The following is a 21475-nucleotide window of genomic DNA, read 5'->3' as shown; positions in this document are numbered from 1 at the left end:
GTGCACGGTGCCCGACACGGGGGGAGGGCGGCCCTGTCAGGAACGGCGGACCCTCCGGCCCTGGAGCGTCGCTCCGGTCAGTCACGCCCCGCCCGGGCCAGGGCACGGCCGGCCTCGGAGGCGAGGGCGGCGACAAGATCGGCCGCGGGTGGCAGGTCGGTGACCAGGTCGACGCCCTCGCCCGCCCAGACCGGCGACGCGGGTACATCACCACGGGCCACCTCGCCCTCATAGGCCAGGCGGGCTGCCGCGGGGTCCGCGGCGAGTTCCGCTTCCCGGCTCCTCCACCGGTCGAGGTAGGGGTGGCCCAGAGTGCGAGCCGTGTACCTCGACGGCCATCGGGAGTTCCGGGCGATGTCGAGGATGCGGTTGCGCTCCGTGTCCTGTCCGCGTCCCTCCACGAGCGCCTTGGCGGTCGAGGGGTCGACGAGGGCCTCGGACGTGGCCTGGAAGCGGGTGCCGATGACCGCCCCGGCCGCGCCCAGCGCCAGGACGGCCGCCAGGCCACGGCCGTCCGCGATCCCACCGGCCGCCAGTACCGGTACTCCCTGCGCCAGATCCACCACCACCGCTACGAAGGGGAGGGTGGACCGCCCGTGCCGGGCGCCGTGCCCGCCGCTCTCCGTGCCCTGCGCCACGACGACGTCGGCGCCCAGGTCCAACGCCTGCCGGGCTTCCTCCAGATCGGTGACCTGGATGATCACCGCCGCGCCGGCCTCATGGACCCGTTCGACGAACGGGCCCGGATCTCCGAAGGAGAACATCACCGCTCCGGGGCCGTGCTCAAGTGTCAGCTCGATCACCTCGATGGTGGTCGCCCAGGCCTGGAACCCGACGCCCCACGGCACCCCGGCACCCGCCACGATCGGCAGCTCGCGCGCCAGCCACTCCGGGTCGCCACCTCCGGCGCCCAGCAAGCCGAGCCCGCCCCCGCGCGAGACGGCCGCGGCCAGCTCACCGCCGGCCGAACCGCCCATCGGAGCCAGGGCGATCGGGTGCCGGACACCGAACAATCTCGTGAACGCCGTCGACAGTGTCATGGCTGCCATCGTCGCCCGAACGGACGGCGCCACGCCATCCCGCGGACGAGGTGTCCGGGAACGGTCGGAGGCCGGCGGTCAGATGCTGTTGAGCAAGCCGTCGAGCGGGGCAGGCACGCGGTCGGGGGAGAGTGCCTCGGCAAGGACACGGCCGTAGCGGATCTTGCGCCCCTTCTTCGTGCTGAGGAAACGCCGCAACTGCCGCTGTAGGGTGCGCCCGTGCTGTGCGGGCTGACGCAGGAAGGTCCGCAGGGCGCGCAAGTCGCCTTCTTCCCGGACGAGTTCCTCCACCCGCGTCACGCCGAGCGCGCGGATGAGTTCGTCCTCCAGATCCGCGGCGCAGACGAAGAAGCCTCGCTCCGCCGCACCGGCCCGCTCCAAGCCGCGTGCGTAGTAGCCCTGTTCCGCCTCGTCGCACAGTCCCGTGAGACGGAGGCCCAGGCCCGGCGGCCCGAGGAGTGACGCGAAGCGCGCGACGCTCATCGCACCGCCCATCGCCAGGACGCAGACGCCCTCGGCCTCCAGGTTCCTGCCGCGGCTCTCGGCCAGTGCGCTGACCGCCGCGGCATCGCTCGGTCCTTCGAGCAGAACGGCAGTCCGGACGGACAGCCGCGCGGCCACCTCGCGCGCCGGGTCACCGGGCCCACCGGCCGCCCACGCGGTAACGGCCTCGCGGAACGCCTCCATGTCACTCACCCGCAGAGTCTGAGCCTTCCGCGACCGGCACGACAGCCAATTTCCTCGCCGGCCCCGGACGCTCGAAAACCAGTGGAACAGCGCCGCCGTGTGCCCATACCGTGCTGCCGACCCAAGTCGTCTGGTCAAGGACGTGCCGTTGTACACCCTGTGAGACCTCCCGAGCGCTGAATCGTCGCGCGTCGCGCCTGTGCGCCGCGCTCCTTTTTGCTGCGGACTTCTCACTGGAACCGGTGTACTTCTGTGCTCGAAAACTGGGTGGTCGTGCCCACCTGCCTGCCGATCGTCCTCCGCCGTTGCCACGCGTGCGCGTCCGAGCGCCTCCGGGCAAGCGGCAAATTCCGCGTCAACGCCCACCACAAGCTCCTTGACGTCTGGCTCCTCGCGCTCTGTACCGCGTGCGGGGAAACCGCCAAACTCACCGTCCTGGAGCGGATGAACGTGCGGTCCATACGACCTGAGCTGCTGGACCGACTGCATGCCAACGACCCTGGCCTGGCAGCGGAGCTGCTCCAGGATCCGGTCGTACGGCGCCGTAACCGCGTCGCCCTCGACTGGGGCAACGCCTGGCGTCTCGACACCGGCGGACCGGATCATCCGGACCGCGAGGTGATCGACGTCTCGGTCCGGTTCGCGGCGCGGATCCCCGTCAGGCCGGGGCGACTGATCGCTGAAGGGTGCGGTCTCTCGCGGGCCGACGTCGAGAGACTGATCGCGGAGGGCAAACTCGTCTCCGCAGTCCGGCTGAGCGGCAAGCTCTCCGGCGACTTCACCTTCACGCTCAAGCGCTGAGCCCTGCTCGGAACCAGGGCCTGCCCGGCAAGACCAGCCGGGCAGGCCCTGGTCGACAGCCGTCCCGTGACACGCGGGGCGGACCGGCCCCGGCGCTGCCGACGGGTGGCGGCTCCCTCCTGCCCGGCGGATGACACGACCGCCCACCACCTTGCCCGCACGCATCGGCCGGCACTTCTTGTGCCGGTGTGCGGAAACCCGCGCATCAGGTGCAGGAGCGCCGCCGGGCCTCCACCGGCGGCACACGACGGCAGTCGCCGGCAATCAGCAACTGGCGCTCTCCGGCTGCCAGGTGGTCCGTATCAGCGCCCGCTCGACCCCCGTCAGATAGACGGCCGCGGCGAGCCACGCCCGGGCGTAGCGGTCCGGGTCGGCGTTGTCGGTGCGGCCGAAGACGTCGCGGGTGCGCCGGTCCGCCTCCGCGGCGAGGTCGGCCGCCAAGTCCGCGGCCGTGTGGAAGCCGCCGCGTCGCATGGCCGCACCACCCCCGCTCCGGTCGCCGTCGCGCGCGGGTTCGGCTACGGCCCTGCGGCCACCCGACACGGCGACCTCGGTCAGCCGCCGCAGCCGCCACAGGGGAGCCTCTGCCAGCGGGTCCGGTGGCATGTCGCTCGGGCCGTCCACGGCGGGCGTGGCAGGCATGACGTCCGGAGGCGGCACGTGCGCGCCCTCCAGACGGTCGTAGCCCAGGTCGGCGTGGCCCTGCCAGGCCGCCGGAAGTCGCAGCGTCGCCTCGGTGTCCGGCAGCGGGGCGACGGCGAGGGGACGGAACGTGGCGGCGCGGTCGGGGTCCAGACGGCCGATCACGCGGAGCCGCAGCCCCGGCCGGGACGCGAGCCGACGGAAGTTGACCGTGTGGGCGAGGCCGGGGTGGCCGTCGGACGGGGCCAGGCGGATCAGCAGGCCTTCCGTGTCCGGCCGTCCGGCAGACAGTTCCCGGGCGATCAGGTGCTCGCCGACCGCTCCGACGAGGACCACGTCGCAGCCGATCAGCTCGCGTGCCGCCCGCTCCGCCCGCTCCGGGTCGGCTCCCGGTGCCACGGCGAGCCGTTCGGCGACAACCTCGCTCAGCGGGCGCGCGAACAGCGCGGCGAGCGGGCCCGATGTCCACGACTGACCGGTGAGCGGAGTCGCCCGAACTCCCTTGCCGGAGCCGAGGCGCCCGTCGGAGGAGACCGTCGCGCCGGTGATCAGAAGTCCGCCACGGGCGAGTTGGGCATGGTCGAGGCTTCCCGAGCCGAGCACGACCGTGGCCGTGGCCGCGCCCTGGGCGCGGGCCGGGCCGCCGGGCTTGACGTCGGCGACCGAGAACCAGCGTCCGTCGTCGGAGACGAGATGGGTGACGACTCCGCCGTACCCGGTGGCCGCGATCACCGGTTCCCGGCACACTCCGTGAACCCGCAGGCTGCCGCCCGGTCGGTAGGTGCGGCGGGCGGTGCCGATCAGGTCCTGTTCCGGGTCGGCCGCGGCCAACAGGGCGGTGGTGAGCAGCAGTTCCCGCACGGCGGCGACGAGGTCGGCCAGCCGGTGGCCGTCGTGGCGGGCACGCGCTCCACGCAGCCCCCGCACGACGCGCAGCGCGGCCGCCTCGGCGCGGTGCAGCCCGGCGAGCCGGGCCGTGTGGGCGGCCCGCAGCAACTCGGCCTGGGGGACCGCGCCCGCGGCGGGCACCCCGGCGGCGAGGACGGCCGCTGCCGCCGCCCACAGCTCGGACGCGGCGGCCGACTGGGCATCGGTGAGCGGGTTCGGCTCCTCGGGCTCCGGGACGGTTTCGGCGCCGAGCGATGGGGCGGGCCGGGCGCCGGTCGTCGCACCGGGGGTCGCGGCCGCCACGGCGTCGGAGTCCTCCCGCGGCACGCCGTCGCCATGGCCCTCGTCGTCGGTACCGGTATCAGCGGCGGCTTCGGCGATCGTGTCGGCCAGTGGGCAGGCGCCGAGGACGGCGGCCCGGTGCAGGCAGCGGGGGGCGAGCAGACAACTGCACACCACCTGGTCCGCGTCGGTGACCGTGCCGGAGGGACCGGGTGTGAGCGTGACCTCCGCGTCCTCACCGCACCGCACGCGCCGGACGGTGCCGTCGGTGACGACCGGTACGGCCGCGTACGACTCGATCGTGGCGTCCAGCTTCTTGCGCAGCCTGGTCGTCAGACTCTCCACGGCGCCGGCGACCACATCGGGCGCCACCGGGGGCAGTTCGGTGTTCATCGGGTCGCTCCGCGGAGACGGTCGCCCACCCAGCGGGCGAGGGCGAGTGGACTGAGCGCGGCGACGGGCATGCCTGCCGCGACGAGCTGCTGGGCGACGGGAACCGAATAGCGCGGGGTGCCGGTGTCGTCCAGGGCGGCGCAGCCCATCAGATGCACCCCGGAGCTCGCCAGGGCCCGTACCTCGCCGAGGAGTCCGCCCAGCGGGTAGCCCTCCTCGAAGTCGCTCACCACCACGACGAGGGTCCGGCTGGGCACGGTGACCAGGGAGCGCGCGTGGGCGAGCCCGGCCGCGATGTGGGTGCCGCCGCCGACCCGTACTTCAAGGAGCAGCGACAGCGGGTCCTGGACCCGGTCCGTCAGGTCGATCACGTCCGTCGAGAACGCGAGGAAGTGCGTGGACAGGGTGGGGACGCCGCCCAGGACCGCCGCGGTCAGGGCCGACCAGATGACGGAGGCCTCCATCGACCCGGACACGTCGACCACCAGGATCAGCCGCCAGTCGGCCTCCTTGCGCGAGCGGGTGCTGAACACCGGCCGCTCCGGTACGACCATCGTCCGGCCGTCGGCCGTCCGGCGTGCGTGGGCGAGGTTGGCCCGCAGGGTGCGCGGCAGATCGAGCCGGCCGCCGAGCCGTCGGGTGGGGCGGGGTGTCGCGAGCCCCGTGAGGGCCGGACGCATCCGGGTGGCGAGTTCCTTGGCGAGTTCGTCGACCAGCCGGCGTACGAGGGGGCGCAGCCTGGCCAGTTGCCGCTCGGGCATCCCGCCTGCGAGGGACAGCACGGAGGTCAGCAGGTCGACCGACGGCCGGACCGCGGCGGGGTCGAGTTCGGCCAGTACCTCGGTGCGCCCCTGGTCGGCGGCGCGTGCCAGCACCTCCTCACGGACCTCGGCTCCGAACAGCGCCTCCAGTTCCTCGGCCCATTCGCGAGCCGTCGGGAAGGACGCGTCCCGGCCGCCTCCCTGGCCCCGGGCGGCGCCTTCCCGGCCGAGGTCCGAGGAGCCCTCACCGCGGCCGGTGCCGTACAACTCGTCGAGCGCGTGCGCGTATCGGCGGGCGCTCTGCGGGAGTTTGTCGGTCTCCCGGCCGAGAAGCAGCCGCCAGCGGTCGGTGGGGGTGATCCGGAGGGCGGAAGCGGGGTCGGTCGGGCCGGCTGTCTGTACGGAGTGCGGCGCTGCAGAGGGCGTGGATGCTGCGGGGTCGTCGGCTTTACCCGGGACCGCCGGGGGCTCGGAGTCCGCGCAGGCCGCGCCGTTCGTTCCGGTCGGCAGGCGCAGTGCGCGCAGGGCCGCGAGGCCCTCGGCGTCCGCGGCCGTCCACAGGGCGAGGAGTCGCGGCGAGGTGGTGAGTGACAGGTCGAGGCGGTCGCCGAGCCGCTCGGTCACGGTGTGCAGGAGACGGTCGCGGCCGGCCGGGGTCAGCGTGTCGAAACCCCCGCGCAGGGCGGGCAGTCGGTCGAGGAAGCCCTGATCGGCGAGCGTGTCGATGCGGTCGAGGAGCGGGTCCAGTGCCGTCGGTGCCGACTGGAGCAACGCGGCCGTGCCAATGAGCAGCCCGCCGAGCCTTCGGCCCAGCGCAAGGCGGGTTTCAGGGCCGGTGGCCGTGTCGATCCAGCCCGCCGTCCGCGCGCCGAGGGTGCCAGCGTCGTCGAGGTCGAGCAGGACCCGGGCGGCCAGCGCGGCGCCCTGGACCATCGGGGAGCCCGTGCGAGCGAGGGTGTCGAGGGCGTCGTCCATCCGCAGCCCGAGACGGTGTTCACCGGCCCGGGAGGCCAGCTCGATGAGCGCGGCCGTGTCCTCCGGCCGGTCACTGCCCGCCAGCCCGGGCAGGGCGCGGACCGCCGACCCCAGCAGGTCGGTGGCCAGTTCGGCGGCGGCCTGTCGACTGTCCGGGGTGGTGCCGGGCAGATGACCGCGGCACAGCGTCTCCAACAGGTCCAGTGCGGTGAGGAGTTCGGGCAGGGTGGCCGCAGCGGGGAGTACGGCGGCGGCGTCGGCCAGCCGTTCGGTCACCAGCGCCGGCAGATCGCAGCGGGCGGCCGCACCGAGTGCCGCGAGGACATGGGCGCAGGTGGGCCCGCCGTCCGCCGTCTCCCTGCGGAAGGTCTCCCGCAGGGTGCCCTCGGCGGCCAGGGCCACGGTCACGCCCCGTATCCCGGCCAGATCCAGCCGTACGGGGACGGCCGGTGTCCATGACACGCGCCAGCGGGTGGTCAGGGCGGCCGCGTCGCCCGTACCGGCCACCGCCACGGCCTCGCCGTAGCCGGCGCCGCACACGGCGAGCCGCTGGAGGAGGATTTCGCGGCGCCCGTCGAGAGCGGAACGCAGCGGGTCGAGCCGAACCTCGCGTGCCGAGGGGTCGTCAGGGCCGGGCAGCCGCAGGGCGGCGACCTCGGCCTCCACACACGGGCCGAGACCGGAGCGCGGGGTACCCGGCGCGATCCGGCCCCGGTCGGTGCCGACCAGGACGACTTCGAGCGCCCGGGCGAGGGCCCGGCCGCGGCCGAGCGGTTCGCCCTGGCCCATCACGGTCGTCAGCGCTTCGATGACCTCGCCCCGCCCCGGTGCCGGGAGTCCGCGCACCCGGGCGAGGTCCCCTGCCATCCGCAGGGTCTCGGCGGCCTCGCCCGTACCGGCGGTGTGCCCGGCCGCGCGGAGTTCCCGGCACACGTCGGTGACCGCTCGCGCGGCGGCGCCCCGCACCTGCTCGGGATCTCCTGCGGCCGTGAACACCGCCTGCTGCCAGCGGGGGTCCCGGATGCCGGCCGGGTAGCCGGAACGGGAGTCCAGCAGATCGAAGGCGTAGGGGACGAGGGAGGTGACCGTGCCCGGGTGCTCCCCGACAACGGCCTGATCGACCACGGTCGACACGGCATCGGTGGCACCGGGGCCCGGAAGCGGAACGGGACCGGCCGACAGGGCGGCCGGTGTCAGTGCCGGGGCGTGGAACGCGCCGACGACGGCCGCGACCCGCCGCCCCGCCCCCGTGGCGCGGGCGATCGTCTCGCGCATGTGGGCCTCGCGGGCCAGGTCCACCGAGGGAATCCCGCCCGCGGTCTCGGCGTCGCTGCGCAGTGCCCAGCCGACGCCGAGGGCAGCGCGGCGGATCGCCTCGGCGGTGGATCCCGGGGCGAGGACCTCCACACAGCGGTCCCACAGATCGTCGCCGTCCCGGCCGGTCCCGGAGGCGGCGAGCGCGTTCCCGAACGTCACGGCGGGGATCTCGGACACCCCGTCGGCGACCGCGGACCGCGTGTCGCCCGACGGGAGGGGGCCGTCCGACGTCCACCGCGGATCGGACATCGGCAGATCGCAGCACACGACCTCCGCTCCCCGCTCCCGCGCCCAGCGGACGGCGGCCAGCTCCGGGGAGAAATCGGCGAACGGATAGAAGCCGAGCCGCCCGTTCCCACCCGCACCGGCGAGCGCGACCGGGGCGACCGTGCCCGGCGCGGCCAGATGGATCAGCCACGGCTGGAAGTCCGCGGGCAGTTCCACGCAGACGACCTCCGCCCCGCAGGCGTCGAGCAGGGCGGGCACCGCCGCGGCGAGCGCCGGGCTGTGGTGCCGTACGCCCAGCAGGTACGGCGCCACGGAGCCGGCCAGGGCGGTGACGGCCGCCCGTGGATCCTGGGTGTATGTCACCGGAGGTTCTCCCGCAGGTCCCAGAGTCGGCGCCACAGCGCGGAACCGTCCTCGGCGCGGCGGCGCACCGGGCCGTCCCAGTAGCCGAGCAGCCGTGCGTGGTCGGCCGGGTCGTCCTTGCGGACCACGCCGAGGAGGTGACCGGGGACCAGGTCGAGGGAGTCGGCCCCGGGGAGGTAGGCGGCGGCCACCCCGAGGGAGACGGCGACCTGCACGGCCTCGGCCGTCGACATCACCGTGCCGGGCCGCTCCACGTCCCAGCCCTCCGCGGACCGTCCGGCCCGCAGATCGCGGAAGACGGTGACCAGCACATCCAGCACCGCGTCGTCGACGCCGAAAGCGGCGCCCGCCCGCTCGACGGCCGCCACGGCCTGCCGCCGTACGAGCTCGGTCTCGGCGTCGACGTCGGCGATCGGGTGCACGGTCTCGAAGTTGAAGCGGCGCTTGAGAGCGGCGGACATCTCCGACACTCCGCGGTCGCGCAGGTTGGCGGTGGCGATGACGGTGAATCCGGGTGCGGCGGAGACCTGGGCGTCGTCCGTGCCGACCAGTTCGGGCACGCTCATCCGCCGGTCGGACAGGATCGACACCAGGGCGTCCTGCACCTCGGGCAGACAGCGGGTGATCTCCTCGACACGGGCCACCCGGCCGGCCCGCATGGCGGCCAGCACCGGGGAGTCGACCAGCGCCTCGGGGGTGGGGCCCTGGGCGAGGAGCAGGGCGTAGTTCCACCCGTACCTCAGGGCGTCCTCGGTGGTGCCCGCGGTGCCCTGCACGGTCAGCGCGCTGGTGCCGCAGACGGCGGCGGACAGCAGCTCGGAGAGCATCGACTTGGCTGTGCCCGGCTCACCGACCAGCAGGAGACCGCGCTCTCCGGCGAGGGTCACCACGCACCGCTCCACCAGAGCGCGTTCGCCGACGAACTTCGGGGCGACGACCAGGCGGTCCGGCAGCGTCGCGTGCCGCTCGGCCAGCTTGAGCGCTTCGCCGCCGCTGCCGCAGACGAAGGTGATCGCGGAGCGGGGTGTCAGCCGCCAGCCGGGCGGGCGGGGGCCCGTGTCGTGGGCGGCGAGGAAGGCGAGTTCGGTGGCGTGGCGCTCTTCGGCGGGCAGGGTCTGCCGGGCCGGAGGGGCCGTAGCCGTGTCGGTCGGGGGCATGCGTGTGTCCTTGTTCGGTAGGTCGGTCGGTCGTTGTGGCAGGGGGTGGCGGGGGCGCCGGCCGGTCGGGGCCGGCGCCCGGGAGGGAGGCCGGTGACCGCGCCCCGGAGGTACGTCAGCGGCGGCGGCCCCGCCGCACCTTGAACTCCTGGAACCGGGGCCCGCCACTCTCCTGGACCAGTTGCCAGACCCTTCGGTACAGCTCCGCCGCAGGCTCGGTCGGCACGATCACCCCCAGCAGAGCCTCGTCGCCGTACAACAGGCAGTCGAACAGCGGCCGTTTCCACTCCTCCAGCGGAGCGCGCGGAGCGCTCGGCTGGATCCAGCCGCCGGGCAGGAAGAGCGAACGTCCGGCCCTGGTGCGGGTGGCCTCCACCACCAGGTCGGTGGCGGCCAGTTCGGCCCGGGCGGCCTTGAGTCGAGCGGGCTTCCAGCCCGTCCACCGGGCCGTCATGCGGTCGGTCGGGTCGGGCATGGCGAGCAGCATCAGATAGATCGACGCGGCGTCCTCGCTCAGGCCGTACTCCTTCGCGGCCTCGGTCACCAGATCCGGCACCGAGCGGCTCGGGTCCTGCGGCCACCAGGTGCCGTCCTTGCCCCGCTCGCCCGCCCGGGGGTCGCCCGGATCGGCGAGGAGAGCCGAGAAGTGCGCGGAGCGGGCCAGACGCAGTGCCACCTCGACCCGATAGGGGCGTTGGCCGTCGGCCCGCAGTGCGGGCAGGTACGGGTCCTGGCCCGCCTCGTCGAGCAGCGCGACCCGGAGGGCGGGGCACGGCTGGTCGTCCTGGGTGGCGAGGACGACGGCACCGTACCGCTCGAATCCCTTGCCGACCTGGGTCGGTGCGCCCGCGGTCTTCCGGAAGCCGGGGAGGTTCACGTACTGCCCGAGGTCGAGCAGCAGTCCGGGGTGGGCCAACCGCTCCCGTACGGCGTCGAGCGCGGCCGGCAGCGCGGCACGGATCGGATCGCCGGCGGGCAGACGGTGGGCGAGCCAGGCGGTGAGACCGATGGCGCCGTCCAGCGTCCGTCCGGTGAATCCGACCGCCTCCTTGTCGACGGGCTTGACCCGGTCGCCGTCGACCGCCCACTCCAGATCGCGGGTGAGCTGGGGCTCACCGGCCGGGTTCAGGAGTGCGGGCAGCGCCTCGCGGACGAACCACTGGCTTTGCTTGAACGTGCGTACCACTTCGCTCAGCAATTCCTCGGGTACGGCCTCCCGCCGGCCCTTCCTGCTGTTCCAGACCTCGGCCGCGGCGGCCCAGTCCGGCCCCTCGGTCCACAGCCGGGCGGGATCGGCCGGCAGGAGAGCGGCCACCACCGCGGTACGGATCGCGGGACCGATGAATCGCAGTTCGTCCTTCGCGACCGCCGCCGGGGCGGCCTTCACCCCGATGGCGTCGCGTGCCTGCGTGGTCAGGAACGCCCGCTCGTAGACGTCGACCTGCGGCAGACCGGCCACGATCAGCCGGGCCATGCTTTCGGTGACGCCCGTCAGCCGCGCGAACCCTTCGGCCGCCTGCGGGAACCACGGTGCCGGTCCGCGCGCGGCCAGCTCCGTGAGAAACGCGCCGAGCCGGCCCGCGTGCCCGTCGTCGCCCAGCGGGGCCGACGACCGGAGCGTGTAGGGCTCCGGCGTCGCGAAGCGCCCGGCCGGATCGTGGAAGTAGCCGGTGAACACGCAGCCCTCGTCACCCTGCGCGGTACGTCCCACGACGGCGATGAAGGAACCGCCGCCCAGGGGCAGCAACCCGTTCCACGCGCCCTCACGCCACTCGCCGGACGGGGTGCGCAGCAGGCCCGCCTCCACGTGCAGTTCCACCTTGCGCCAGAGCGCGGGCTCGGCGGCCGGCACCAGGCCCAGGGCTTCGAACTCGGTGAGCAGCGCGTGCAGCGCCTTCCGGTGGTCCTCGGAGGTGGTGCCAGCGGCTGTCCGGAAGGCCAGGGCGGTGATGCGGTCGAGCAGCGTCTCCAGGCCGGGCCTTCCGACGGGGAGCGGGCGCCCGTCGAGATGGAGACGCGCGGCCGGTTCCTCCACCACGGCGGAGTCGCGGCGTTGGGCCGCCCGCTTGAACTCGCGCAGGACGCGGAACACGGTGTCGGCCTCCTCGTCACGGCTCCACCACGTGCGGGGGGAACCGCCGAGACCGTTCATCGCCTCGATGAGCACGGCGTCCGGCGGCCCGGCCGGGCCTTCGTCCCGCAGGTCGCCGTCGAGTGCCCGGGTCAGCCTGACCACCGCCGCGTCCAGGACGGCCTGCTGACCGGCGGCGTGGCGCACGACTCCGGCGATGCCCGCGAGCAGCGCCGTGTGGGTGACCGGGAGGAGGGAACGGATGGCGTCGGGCAGCACCTCCTTGTCCTCGTGGGCCGCGGCGACCAGCAGGGCCGCCGCGGTGTCGCGGTCGATGTGCCGCAGCGACTCCGAACCCTGTGGGTCGCGGGCTGTCAGGCACTCCCAGTACTGAACCGGCGGCAGCAGCAGCGAGCCCTCGCCGAAGGCACCGGGCGCACGGTCGGTCTTGGCCACCGAGGTGGTGACGCCGTCCGTGTCCACGATGGCGAGCCGCCAGCTGTTGCGGACGACGGCCCGCGCCTCCTGGGCGCCGGGGAAGACCACGAGCTTGGCCGGCCGGCCGGTTTCCGCGGGCAGGGTGACGGTGTGTCCGGACAGATCCTGGGCGCGCAGGGAGCCGTCGGGCAGCCGCACCACGCGCAGACCGACCAGCCCGTCCACGGGCGCGCACGCCGGCGTGGTGCCGGTGGTCGGCGAGGGGCGCAGTCGGCCACCTTCGAAACGACTGCCCTCAGGGGCATCGCCGAGCGCGTCCGCGAGGAAGGCGGGCCTGCTCATACGCCCCCGCTCACCCGTCAGCGGGTCGTACTCGTACCAGCCGTGCGCCTTGTGGTCCTCGCCCTCCGCGTTCCACACCCAGTACGAGGTGCCGTCGCAGAGGACGGGCCGCTCCGCGGGCAGGGTGGTGTCTCCGGCGTGCAGGACGCCGCCACCGGTGGTCCGGCCGCCGCCGGGGAGCGGCAGCGTGATCGGCATGTTGCCCCGGTACCAGTCCATCTGGGTGCCCCGCGAGTTCCGGGCGCCCTCCAGGGACTGGGGGCGGTCGGCGCGGGTGTGCCAGTAGCCGCGCAGGCCGTCGGTGCGGTCGTTCCAGTAGACGAGGAGCTCTCCGTCCACGTGGTGGAAGCCGGGGTCGCCCCAGCTGCTGTTCGCCGGGATCCGCAGGTCGTGGGTGAGGAGGGTGCCCTCGGCGCCGATCACCCGGGCCTGGGCGGCGCCGGCGACGATGAGGTTGGGCCAGGCGTCGGCGACGATCACGTCCTCGATGTCGGCCTTGGGAACCAAGGTGGCGACCGCGTCCTCCCAGGCGGGCCAGCCGAGTTCGTCGAAGAGCCCGGCCCGCAGCGTGCGCGCCAGTACCGGAGCGAGGTCGGTGCCGGCGGCCTCACGCACCGCGTCCTCGGCCAGCGCCAGCGCCTCGGCGGGCAGCCACTTCAGCCGGGAGAGCGCTTCGGGCAGCTCGGGAAGACCGACCGCGGTGAACCGTCGTACGACGGTACGCACCCAGTCCGCCAGCAGCGGGCTGCCGCCCGGCGACGCCGCCAGGAGCCTGATCGCCCGCAGCGAGTGGTCGTCGTTGCCGAACCGGTCCGCGCCGCGCCGGAAGGCCGCGCGGAATCGGGTGTCGGCCGCCAGCGACAGCAGGTCACGGTGCCCCTCGCCCGGGGCCCACTGCGACAGCAGCAGGACGTCGTCCTTCTGCGGAGCGGCCACCGGAACACCCAGGGACAGCAGCAGGTCGATCAGGTCGAGGTCGTGGAGGACCTTCAACGCGCCACCGGAAGCGGCGAGTTCGGTGTGCAGCCGGTCCGCCGTCCGTTCCACCAGCGGATACAGCTCGGCCATACGACCGGAGTCGCGCCACGACCGGGCCCGCTCTCGGTAGGTCAGGAACCGCTCCAGCCAGCCCGCCGTACCGTCGTTCGGTCGCTGGTCCTGGGGCAGGGAGGCATCCCACAGTCCGGCCGTGGCACCGGAGGCCTCCAGCAGCCCGAGCCACATCGCCGGCATCTCGGTGTCGTGGCTCGAAGGGAGCAGGCCGAGCAGAGTGCCCCGCACGCGCGGCTCGCGCTCGGCCAGCGCCACCAGCGCCGTACGGTGGCCCTTCCACCAGCCGGCCGCCGCGCGCAGAGTCGCCGGCAGACCGAGCAGCTCGGCCAGGTACTCCTGTTCGACGAGGTTCGCGTCCCGGCCGGCGGCTCGGGCCAGCTTCCGCAGGTCGTTCGCCATCTGTGCCGACGGCGGCAGGCCGCCCGCCGTCCGGCGCAGGCACAGACGGGTGAAGCGCCGCAGTGCCTCCTCGGCCGGCACGCGGGCCGCGAGTTCCCGTGCGTAGGCCGACAGCACCTTCACCGGGAGCGCCCCGGCCAGCGCGAACTCCAGGAACACGGCGTCCAGTCGCTCCTCCTGGACCGTCAGCCCGTGCTCCGCCTCGGCCCTGCGGGCGCGGGTGAACAACTGGGCCGCGTACGTGGCGTTCTCCTCCGCCAGGAACACCCGCCCGGCCTGCTCGTAGAACGTCGGCAGGAAGTGCGGCACCGAGGCCGCCAGCCGCTCGCCGAGTTCCACGAAGGCGTCCATGGCGGCCTTCGGACGGGACTTGGCCTGCCGGGCCGCCCGCTCCAGGTCCGGCACGACGCCCAGGGCGTGATGGCCGTCCTTCGGATGGTGCACCAGCACCCACTCCGGAAAGCCCAGCGACTGACGCAGTCCGATCCCGACCACGGCGGGCTCGGTGTCCTGCTCCAGGCCGAGGAATCCGGCGGCCAGGTCCTCCGCCGCCCCCAGCTCGCCGGCGACCAGCCGCACCACCACCCGGTCGTCCAGGCCCGGGTGACGGTACGTCCGTGCCGTCAGCGGCACCCCCCGCTCCCCGCTGTCCTCCGTGTCGGGCGGCAGCACCGCGCCCGCCGTCAGCAGTCCCTCGTACGACACCTGCGTCCCCCCGCTCATGCGCTTTTGCCCTCCTCGATGACGCGGCCGGCGTACAGCGCCGCGGCCATCCGCATCCCCTCCGACCAGGCGACCGGTCCCACCTCACGCAGCGGCAGGGCACGGCCGTCCTGGTCCTGCCAGGTGAGCGCGCCGGTCTCGACCCCGTCCTCCCAGTACGGCTCCCCGATCCACACCGAGGCTTCGACGGTGTGTCCGCCGTCGCGCACCCTGGCGGTCGCGTAACCACCGGACACGCGGTAGCCGAGCGAACTGGCCCGGGCGGCGAGCGCGAAGCGGGAGCGGAACGAGCCCCCGGTGAAGTCCCGTATCTCGGTGGATGTGGCGTCGAGGTTTTCGGGCCGCCGCCACATGGCCCGGTGGATCTGCTCGACGCGCTGGACGATGCCCAGCTCAGCCGCGAACTCCCGCAGTTCGTCGAGGTCCGGCAGCAGCACCGGGTGCGGCAGCGTGACCGTGCGCGGGGCCATCCGGACGGTCTCGCCGTCCAGGTTCACCAGCCGCAGTTCACCGGCTTCGGTGGCGCCGCGCAGGAAGCCCACCTCGTCCGGGTCGTCGCCCACCACGGCCAGATCGCGCAGCGCGGACTGCCAGGCCTCGTCCGGCCACACCCGGGCCAGCAGCCCGGTGGGGACGGGCAGCGACGACACCATCCACGCGTCGACCTGTGCCACACACGCCGAGGCATGCCGGTCCAGCCACTCGGCGAACCGCCGCAGCCGGTCCACCTCCGGGTGGTCCTTGAGCGCGCGCGGGAGCGACTTCAGCTGCCGTCCCGCCGATCGGCCCGAGGTGGCACGCGCCGCCACCCGCCCCTCCACAAGGGCGACTTCATACCCGTCACCCGCTGACAGCCAACCCACGCGCCACAGCCTTCCGCGTCAAGAACACCAGATGAGAGCACACTTCAGCCAGGGGAGTCCGTCCCGGGCCGAGTGCGACTGTGAGCTGAACGCTAGTGCCGACCACTGACAATCGGTCTCGGCCCGGGCGTGGGGGAGTGGGCGGCTGCGGTCGCGCTCAGCGGTCATGTCCGGTCGCCGCTCGCGGTGTTGCCCGGCTGCGATGGTGTTCGGCGACCGAACGGCGTACGGCCCGGCGGAATTCCTCAGGGCGTGGGTCCGGCAACCGGGCTTCCGGCTCTTGAAGTAACCGCGGACCGGCCCGCTGATTCCGCCGATATCCTGCGTGACGTGATCAACTCGTATGCGAGCGTTGGTGATGCCGAGGTCGCGACGGCCGCGGCGGGTGCCGGTGCGGACGTGGTGCGCGCCCTGTACGGCCGACGCCTCACGCGGGTCGACAAGGGCGGCGGAGACTTCGCCACCGAGGCCGATGTGGAGGCCGAGAAGACGATCCTCGGCGTCCTTCGCGCCGCCCGGCCCGATGACGCCGTACTGGGTGAGGAAGGTGGGCAGCAGGGCGCCGCGGACGGCGCGCGCCAGTGGTTGGTGGATCCCCTGTGCGGCACGCTGAACTACGCCGTCGGCACCATGCTGGTGGCGGTCAACGTGGCGCTTCGCGGCGGTGCCGCGGCGGTGGCCGACCCGTTCAGCGGCGAGGTCCTCTTCACCGACGGTGAGAAGGCGTGGGTGCGGCACGACGGTGCCGATGCCCCGCTGGTGCCCACATCCGCCACCCGGCTCGTGGACGTCAATCTGGACCCACCGTTCACCAGCGCGCCCGACTTCAGGGCCGTGGATCTGCTGGCTCAGCCCACCTTCGTCGAACGGTTTCGGCCCCGGGTCGTGTCCACGACATTGGCGTTGGCCTGGGTCGCCGCGGGTAAGCGCGCCGCGTACGTGACGGACGGCGGCGACCTGTCCGGGGGCGTGCACTTCGCCGCCGGCATCGCCTTGTGCCAGGCCGCGGGCTGCGTCGTCACCGGGATCGACGGTGGCCCGCTCGGGCAGGCCGCCCGGGGACTTGTGGTGGCGGCGGACGACGAGACCCACCGGCTGCTGATGTCGATGATCCGAACCTGAAGCGGGCACTTGTGCCTGAAGCGCATGCGATGAGTCGGCTCTCGCGGCAGGCGCTCGGGTGAGTGGGAGTAGGAAACGGGAGTGACGAATGTGATCGACATGAGTGAGCGTGAGTTCTTCGCCCAGCTCGCCCAGCGGACCAGCATGTTCATCGCCCCCACATCCCTCGCGGGTGTGACGGCCTTCATGGTGGGCTACGACCTGGCGGCCCGTCGGCACGGTGGCCCGGGTCTGGGCGGTTGGCGTGAATGGCTGATGGCGAACTACGAGGTCAGCGGCAACCTCGTGTGGGAAGCCCAAGTCCGCGAGATCGCCCTGCCGAACCGGACGGGCGGCCGGAAGCTCACACCCGAGCAGGAAACGCATGTGCTCACGGTGCTCTTCGACCTCTTCGACACCTTCCTTGCCGAACGTGAGGGTGCCGATTCGGGGCCGTGAGGTACCTGTCCCGGCCGAGGGGGTGGTGTGGCCGCGGTGGTGTGGCCGCCCCCGTTCATTCCGTCCCTGGTTGGGATTCAGAAGCCTTGGGCGCCCGCGAGGATGGCGGCCCGCTCCATCATGCGTGTCGGTTCACGGCCGTTGGCCCAGGCGTCGTTGAAGGACGGCACGGATTCCACGTGAGGGCCGAACTCTCCGCGGATCGCTTCCAGCAGCACCTCCAAGGCCTGCGCCTCCATGCGACGGTCGCCGCCGGACTCCCTGCGGATCGCGCCCTGGGAACACAGGCTCCCTTCCTCATCGATCAGCGCTCCCGCGCACCAGCCACCCTCCCGTAGCCGCAGGGAGGCGCGGTGCAGGAGCGCCGCAATCGGTGTGGCGTACGGGCAAGGGGCGGGGAGCGGTGCGACGGGAGCCAGCGGGGCTGCGATGGTGGACCAGTCCACGGGGGCGGTCTCGATGTGCGCGGTGTTGACCTCGTAGGCGACGGCCGCCAGCGCGAGCCGGGCGTCCATGTCCTTTTTGACGGCGGCCATGCGGGCCTCCAGGCCGTCGCAGGGATCCCGTACCGGCCTCGCCCCGACAGGTGGGACGCAGCCGGGGGACTCGGCGGGGGCTGGTCCGGCGGCGGTGCACGTGGAGGGCTGCATGATGGATGGATTCCTCGCGCCCGGGTGACCTCAGCGCCGCCAAACGGGCGGTATCGGCAACACATGCCGCGGGGCGGACCGGGCCCTTGCCCACCTGCGGCGTCCTCGCCCACGAGAACAGGACCCTGACGAAGTGCACGGCGACCGGATGGCCATGCGGGCGGTCGCGTATCCCCGGTGTCGTGCACGCACGGCATGCGTCTGGCGCGATCGCGCGGACCGGCGTCCCGGGCCCTTTCCCCTTGACCGGCGTCGCGTCGCCCGTGGCACCGGCCGGGTTGCCGGTCCGCGCGAAGGACCGCCGCCCCGCCGCCCCGCTGGCCCGCCGTCCCGGCGCTGCGACGTCGGGGCGGCAGAATGGGGCAGCTACTCGACCGAGCCCTACTGTCCGTTCGGGTCGAGGAAGAAGGCGGGCTTCCGTACGGTGAGGGACTTGGCCATGACCCTCAGGTCGTGGTCGGAAACGGTCCGACCGCCGCCGGTGAGCACCACGATGACGCCTTCGCGTCGCGCGATGTAGCGGATGGACCCGTACCGGGACGAGCGCCAGGTGCCAGGGGCCACTTGTTCGCACGGGCCCCCGTCGGCCCATGTGCCGCCGCTGTCGACCTCGCACGCCTTCGGGGGCGCGAAACCGGCGACCTGTGGGGCGACGGTCACCCGGACCCCGCGGTCCTCCCGGTCGGCGGCGCTGGTCTTCACCGGCCGGGGCAGCAGCAGATAGCCGAACGTGCCGCTGTACTCGTCGGCCCTCGGAAAGTAGACGCGATAGCCGTGCAGCTCGGGTGCCAGCAACGGGACCCGGGAAGCCGCGAGTTCCTGCTCCGTGTGCTCGCGGATGCTGCGTTCGCCGAGGACCGCCGTCAACGGCCACATCAGCAGCAGGACGGCGGCGAGCACCCCCCAGCGCCGGAGGGAGCCGACTCCGGGCAGCGCGACAGCCGCCGCGGCCGCGTAGGCCGCGGCCAGCAGGAGTGGTGCCGTGTACGAAGCCAGGAGTGGCCCGCCTCCCGCCCGGGTGGACAGGTGCTCGGCCGCCAATGCCAGAACTCCGCCCAGGGCGGCCACCCGCCAGGCAGGACGGACACCTGCCACGCGCAGCAGCACCCAGCCGACCAGAGTGGCGGCGAGTGGGACGGCCGCGAGCAACATGAGTCCGAACCCCAGGCACCCCCAGGGCTCCTCACTCCGGCATAAGTCGTCGAACGTCCAGGGCAGCGCCTCCACGAGCAGGCACATGACACCCAGCAGCGCACCCGTACCGGCGGGCCGGGCCAACGGCCTGAGTACCGCACGGCCGCCGTGCGCACTTCCGCCGTCGCTCTCGCCGCCGCGTTCCTCCACGGTCGCACCCATGCCTGTTGTCCCCCTCGGTGAAGATCCGTTCCAGGACCCATCGTGGCTTGTAGGCATGCTCACGCCATGAGTACGGATACTCATCCTGACGGGCAGTGACAGCCGTGTCCGAGCCGTACCCGCCGGGACACTCTCGCGGCCTGCCCGTCCGGAGGGCCCCGTTCGTCGGGCGGACCCTTGGACGGCGGGCGGGACGGAGTGCACCTTGTCGAGAGGGGGCGGAAGGGGGCCCGCCGGAGCTGCGAAGATCCTCCAACCGCGGCTGTCGAGGTGGAGCAGCGTGGCTCCGAAGCCGAGGACTCGCTCCTCGGCCTGGTCAACGTCTGGGACATCGAGGTCCAGAGGAAAGTGCTGCGGATGTCTGCTGGAGGGTGCGTGGCCAGACGCCCAGCAGCTTTGCGATCGAGGTGACGGAGTGGCCCGGGCCGGTCGGCAGCCCCGGCGCCCGGACCCCGGCAGCCGCCCTCGGGCCCGACCTGGCGACCAGCGCAGGCGGCACCTTCGTACTGGACTGACCGCGCCGACGCCCGCTGTCTCGATCGCACGCCATAATCCCGTCGACGCGGACGGTCATCCCCGGGATACTGGTCGCCCATGGATGAGGTCGAAGTCGTCGTCGCCCATTCCGAGCGCGCGACTCTGCGCGTCGGCGATGTGTTCCTGAAGGTGGACGGCGATCAGACGCGCATCGACGTCGAGGTCGCGGCGATGGCCCTGGCGCCGGTCCCGACCCCGGAGGTCCTGTGGCGCAAGCCGCCCGTGCTCGCGATCGCCGCACTCCCGGGGACGACGCTCGGACGCCTCGGCGGGCCGTCGACCGGGTCGCCGGCGGCGTGGGCCGCGGCGGGTGCCGCCATCCGGAAGCTGCACGAAGCGCCCCTGCCGCCCTGGCGAGACAGGGGAAGAAGCCTCGGTGAGTTGGCGGCGGAACTCGACGACGAGTGCGAGCGGCTCGTGACGAACGGCGTCCTGCCCGCCGACCTGGTCACCCGCAACCGCCAGGTCGCCGAGGCCGCGCTTCGGCCGTGGACTCCGGCGTTCACGCACGGCGACCTGCAGATCGCCCACGTCTTCGTCGACGCCGACGAGGTCACGGGCATCATCGACTGGTCCGAGGCGGGCCGGGGTGATGCCCTGTACGACCTCGCCACCTTCACGCTCGGACACGAGGAGCGCCTCGACGACGTCGTCGCCGGCTATGGCACCGACGTCGACCTCGATGTGATCCGCGCGTGGTGGTCGTTCCGAAGCCTGCTGGTGGTTCGCTGGCTGGCCGAGCACGGCTTCGACCCGTTCGCGCCGGGCTGCGAGGTCGACGTGCTGAGATCCCGTATGTGAGGCTGCGCGGGCCCGACTCCTCCGTGTGCGTTCTGACGCGTCGAGCAGGCCATCTCCTCCGAACCGGTGCAGCAGCGCGACCGCTCCGTAGCAGGCGCCGGGACCGACCCGCCGCTACGGAGGGGGGGCACCGAGCGGTTGCGACGGACGGTGGGTGACTACGGAACGGTCGTGATCGACGCCGAGACCCCACCAGGTCCTCGACCTGCTGCCCGAGCGCGATGCCGCCACACGTGCCCGTGGCTTGCGGCCCATTCCGGAATCCGGGTCATCTGCCGCGACCGCGCGGGCGTAAACGCCGAGGCGGCCGACACTGCCGCACCCCAGGACCTCCAGGTCGCCGACCGGTTCAGCACGGCGACGGCCTCCATCACGCGGTCCGAGCCGTCGCCCACGCGCGCCAGCTCGCCGGTACCGCGTGATCAGAACACCCCAGGTCAGGACCCTGACCTGCGCATCACAGGCTTCCGCGCCAGGCTTCAGGCGACGGGGGAGACGAGGTCGGGAAGAGGGCGTCGGGCGACCTCGCGGGCTTCGTCCGACGGGACGCCCAGCATGCGCAGGACCATCTCGGCGAGGTTCGCCGCGGCCTTGTCCCCGTCCAGGTCGGGGCGCGCGAACCGCAGCTCCACCAGGGCCAGGAGGGTTCCGCCCAGAGCCGTGAGGGCGACCGCCGGATCGACGGCGGTGAAGCGGCCGGAGGCGACGCCCGCCTGGAGGTCCCGCAGCGCCCGGGCGGCCAGGCCGTTGTCGGAGTGGATGTGGGACAGGCCGCAGTGGCGCAGGACCTGCATCAGTTCCGGGTGGGACGTGGTCAGCCGGGCGCTGAGGCGGAAACCGGCCGCGACGAGCTCGGCCGGGTCGTCGATGCCGGTCAGGCTCTCGTCGAAGGTCCTGCCGAACTCCTCCAAGGCGTCGACCGCGGCCGCGTCGAACAGCTCCGTCTTGGACTCGAAGTGGTTGTAGAAGGAGCCGAAGCCGACATCGGCGCGTTCGGCGATCACCTGGATGCTGGCGCTGGTGTCCCCGGTCTCGGCAAGGATCTGCCGGGCCGCGTGGACGAGGGCGCCACGGGTCTTGGCGCGGCGCCGATCGAACCGGTTGCCGGGCGGGGCTGACGTAGGCATGCGCAGATTCTAACCGCTGCG

Annotated in this window: 15 protein-coding genes; 5 read left to right on the top strand and 10 right to left on the bottom strand. The window is 73.3% G+C overall.

From position 1 onward, the window contains the following. Window positions 1-77 precede the first annotated feature (77 nt). Window positions 78-1040 (bottom strand): NAD(P)H-dependent flavin oxidoreductase, encoded by a 963-nt coding sequence (locus tag ACIQRL_RS24260; protein ID WP_401334887.1) that lies wholly within the window; start codon window positions 1038-1040, stop codon window positions 78-80. A gap of 78 nt (window positions 1041-1118) precedes the next feature. Then, window positions 1119-1736, bottom strand: a complete 618-nt coding sequence (locus ACIQRL_RS24255) for a TOPRIM nucleotidyl transferase/hydrolase domain-containing protein (RefSeq protein WP_401334885.1) — start codon at window positions 1734-1736, stop codon at window positions 1119-1121. Window positions 1737-1979: 243 nt separating this feature from the next. On the opposite strand from ACIQRL_RS24255, the gene ACIQRL_RS24250 reads away from it, so the two are divergent. Beyond that, window positions 1980-2528, top strand: a complete 549-nt coding sequence (locus tag ACIQRL_RS24250; RefSeq protein ID WP_401334883.1) for a DUF1062 domain-containing protein — start codon at window positions 1980-1982, stop codon at window positions 2526-2528. Between the two features lie 264 nt (window positions 2529-2792). Here ACIQRL_RS24250 and ACIQRL_RS24245 read toward each other — a convergent pair whose 3' ends face one another. The 5 genes from ACIQRL_RS24245 to ACIQRL_RS24225 form a co-directional block, all read right to left on the bottom strand. Next, entirely contained in the window at window positions 2793-4733 is a 1941-nt protein-coding gene (locus ACIQRL_RS24245; RefSeq protein WP_401334880.1) for a hypothetical protein, read from the bottom strand. After that, on the bottom strand, window positions 4730-8377 hold the full coding sequence (locus ACIQRL_RS24240) for a DUF5682 family protein (protein WP_401334878.1): 3648 nt from the start codon (window positions 8375-8377) through the stop codon (window positions 4730-4732). The genes ACIQRL_RS24245 and ACIQRL_RS24240 overlap by 4 nt, the downstream gene beginning before the upstream one ends. Continuing rightward, window positions 8374-9534, bottom strand: coding sequence for an AAA family ATPase (locus ACIQRL_RS24235; protein WP_401334875.1), 1161 nt, complete (start codon window positions 9532-9534; stop codon window positions 8374-8376). The genes ACIQRL_RS24240 and ACIQRL_RS24235 overlap by 4 nt, the downstream gene beginning before the upstream one ends. Window positions 9535-9649: 115 nt before the next feature. After that, window positions 9650-14560, bottom strand: coding sequence for a DNA-binding protein (locus ACIQRL_RS24230; protein WP_401334873.1), 4911 nt, complete (start codon window positions 14558-14560; stop codon window positions 9650-9652). After that, window positions 14557-15423, bottom strand: a complete 867-nt coding sequence (locus tag ACIQRL_RS24225; protein WP_401334870.1) for a DUF4132 domain-containing protein — start codon at window positions 15421-15423, stop codon at window positions 14557-14559. Before ACIQRL_RS24225 ends, ACIQRL_RS24230 begins: the two co-directional genes overlap by 4 nt. 166 nt (window positions 15424-15589) lie before the next feature. On the opposite strand from ACIQRL_RS24225, the gene ACIQRL_RS24220 reads away from it, so the two are divergent. From ACIQRL_RS24220 to ACIQRL_RS24210, 3 genes are all read left to right on the top strand, one after another. Then, window positions 15590-15712, top strand: coding sequence for a DUF6368 family protein (locus ACIQRL_RS24220; RefSeq protein ID WP_401334867.1), 123 nt, complete (start codon window positions 15590-15592; stop codon window positions 15710-15712). A 41-nt stretch (window positions 15713-15753) separates the two neighbouring features. Beyond that, entirely contained in the window at window positions 15754-16545 is a 792-nt protein-coding gene (locus tag ACIQRL_RS24215; RefSeq protein ID WP_401334865.1) for an inositol monophosphatase family protein, read from the top strand. Between the two features lie 99 nt (window positions 16546-16644). Beyond that, window positions 16645-16983: a hypothetical protein gene (locus tag ACIQRL_RS24210; protein WP_401334863.1), complete on the top strand. Its 339-nt coding sequence runs from the start codon at window positions 16645-16647 to the stop codon at window positions 16981-16983. A 77-nt stretch (window positions 16984-17060) separates the two neighbouring features. On the opposite strand, the gene ACIQRL_RS24205 is transcribed toward ACIQRL_RS24210, so the two are convergent. Next, complete coding sequence (locus ACIQRL_RS24205; protein WP_401334860.1) at window positions 17061-17519, bottom strand: hypothetical protein; 459 nt, start codon at window positions 17517-17519, stop codon at window positions 17061-17063. Window positions 17520-18014: 495 nt separating this feature from the next. Further along, complete coding sequence (locus tag ACIQRL_RS24200; protein WP_401334858.1) at window positions 18015-18989, bottom strand: hypothetical protein; 975 nt, start codon at window positions 18987-18989, stop codon at window positions 18015-18017. 594 nt (window positions 18990-19583) lie between these two features. Between ACIQRL_RS24200 and ACIQRL_RS24195 the strand changes: the two genes are divergently transcribed. After that, window positions 19584-20327: a phosphotransferase family protein gene (locus tag ACIQRL_RS24195; RefSeq protein WP_401334856.1), complete on the top strand. Its 744-nt coding sequence runs from the start codon at window positions 19584-19586 to the stop codon at window positions 20325-20327. Window positions 20328-20806: 479 nt separating this feature from the next. Here ACIQRL_RS24195 and ACIQRL_RS24190 read toward each other — a convergent pair whose 3' ends face one another. After that, window positions 20807-21454: a TetR/AcrR family transcriptional regulator gene (locus ACIQRL_RS24190; RefSeq protein WP_401334853.1), complete on the bottom strand. Its 648-nt coding sequence runs from the start codon at window positions 21452-21454 to the stop codon at window positions 20807-20809. Between the last annotated feature and the right edge of the window lie 21 nt (window positions 21455-21475).

The organism is Streptomyces sp. NPDC091209, assembly GCF_044757755.1.
In the GTDB taxonomy this organism is placed as follows: domain Bacteria; phylum Actinomycetota; class Actinomycetes; order Streptomycetales; family Streptomycetaceae; genus Streptomyces.
This window is presented reverse-complemented; position numbering and strand designations above follow the sequence as displayed.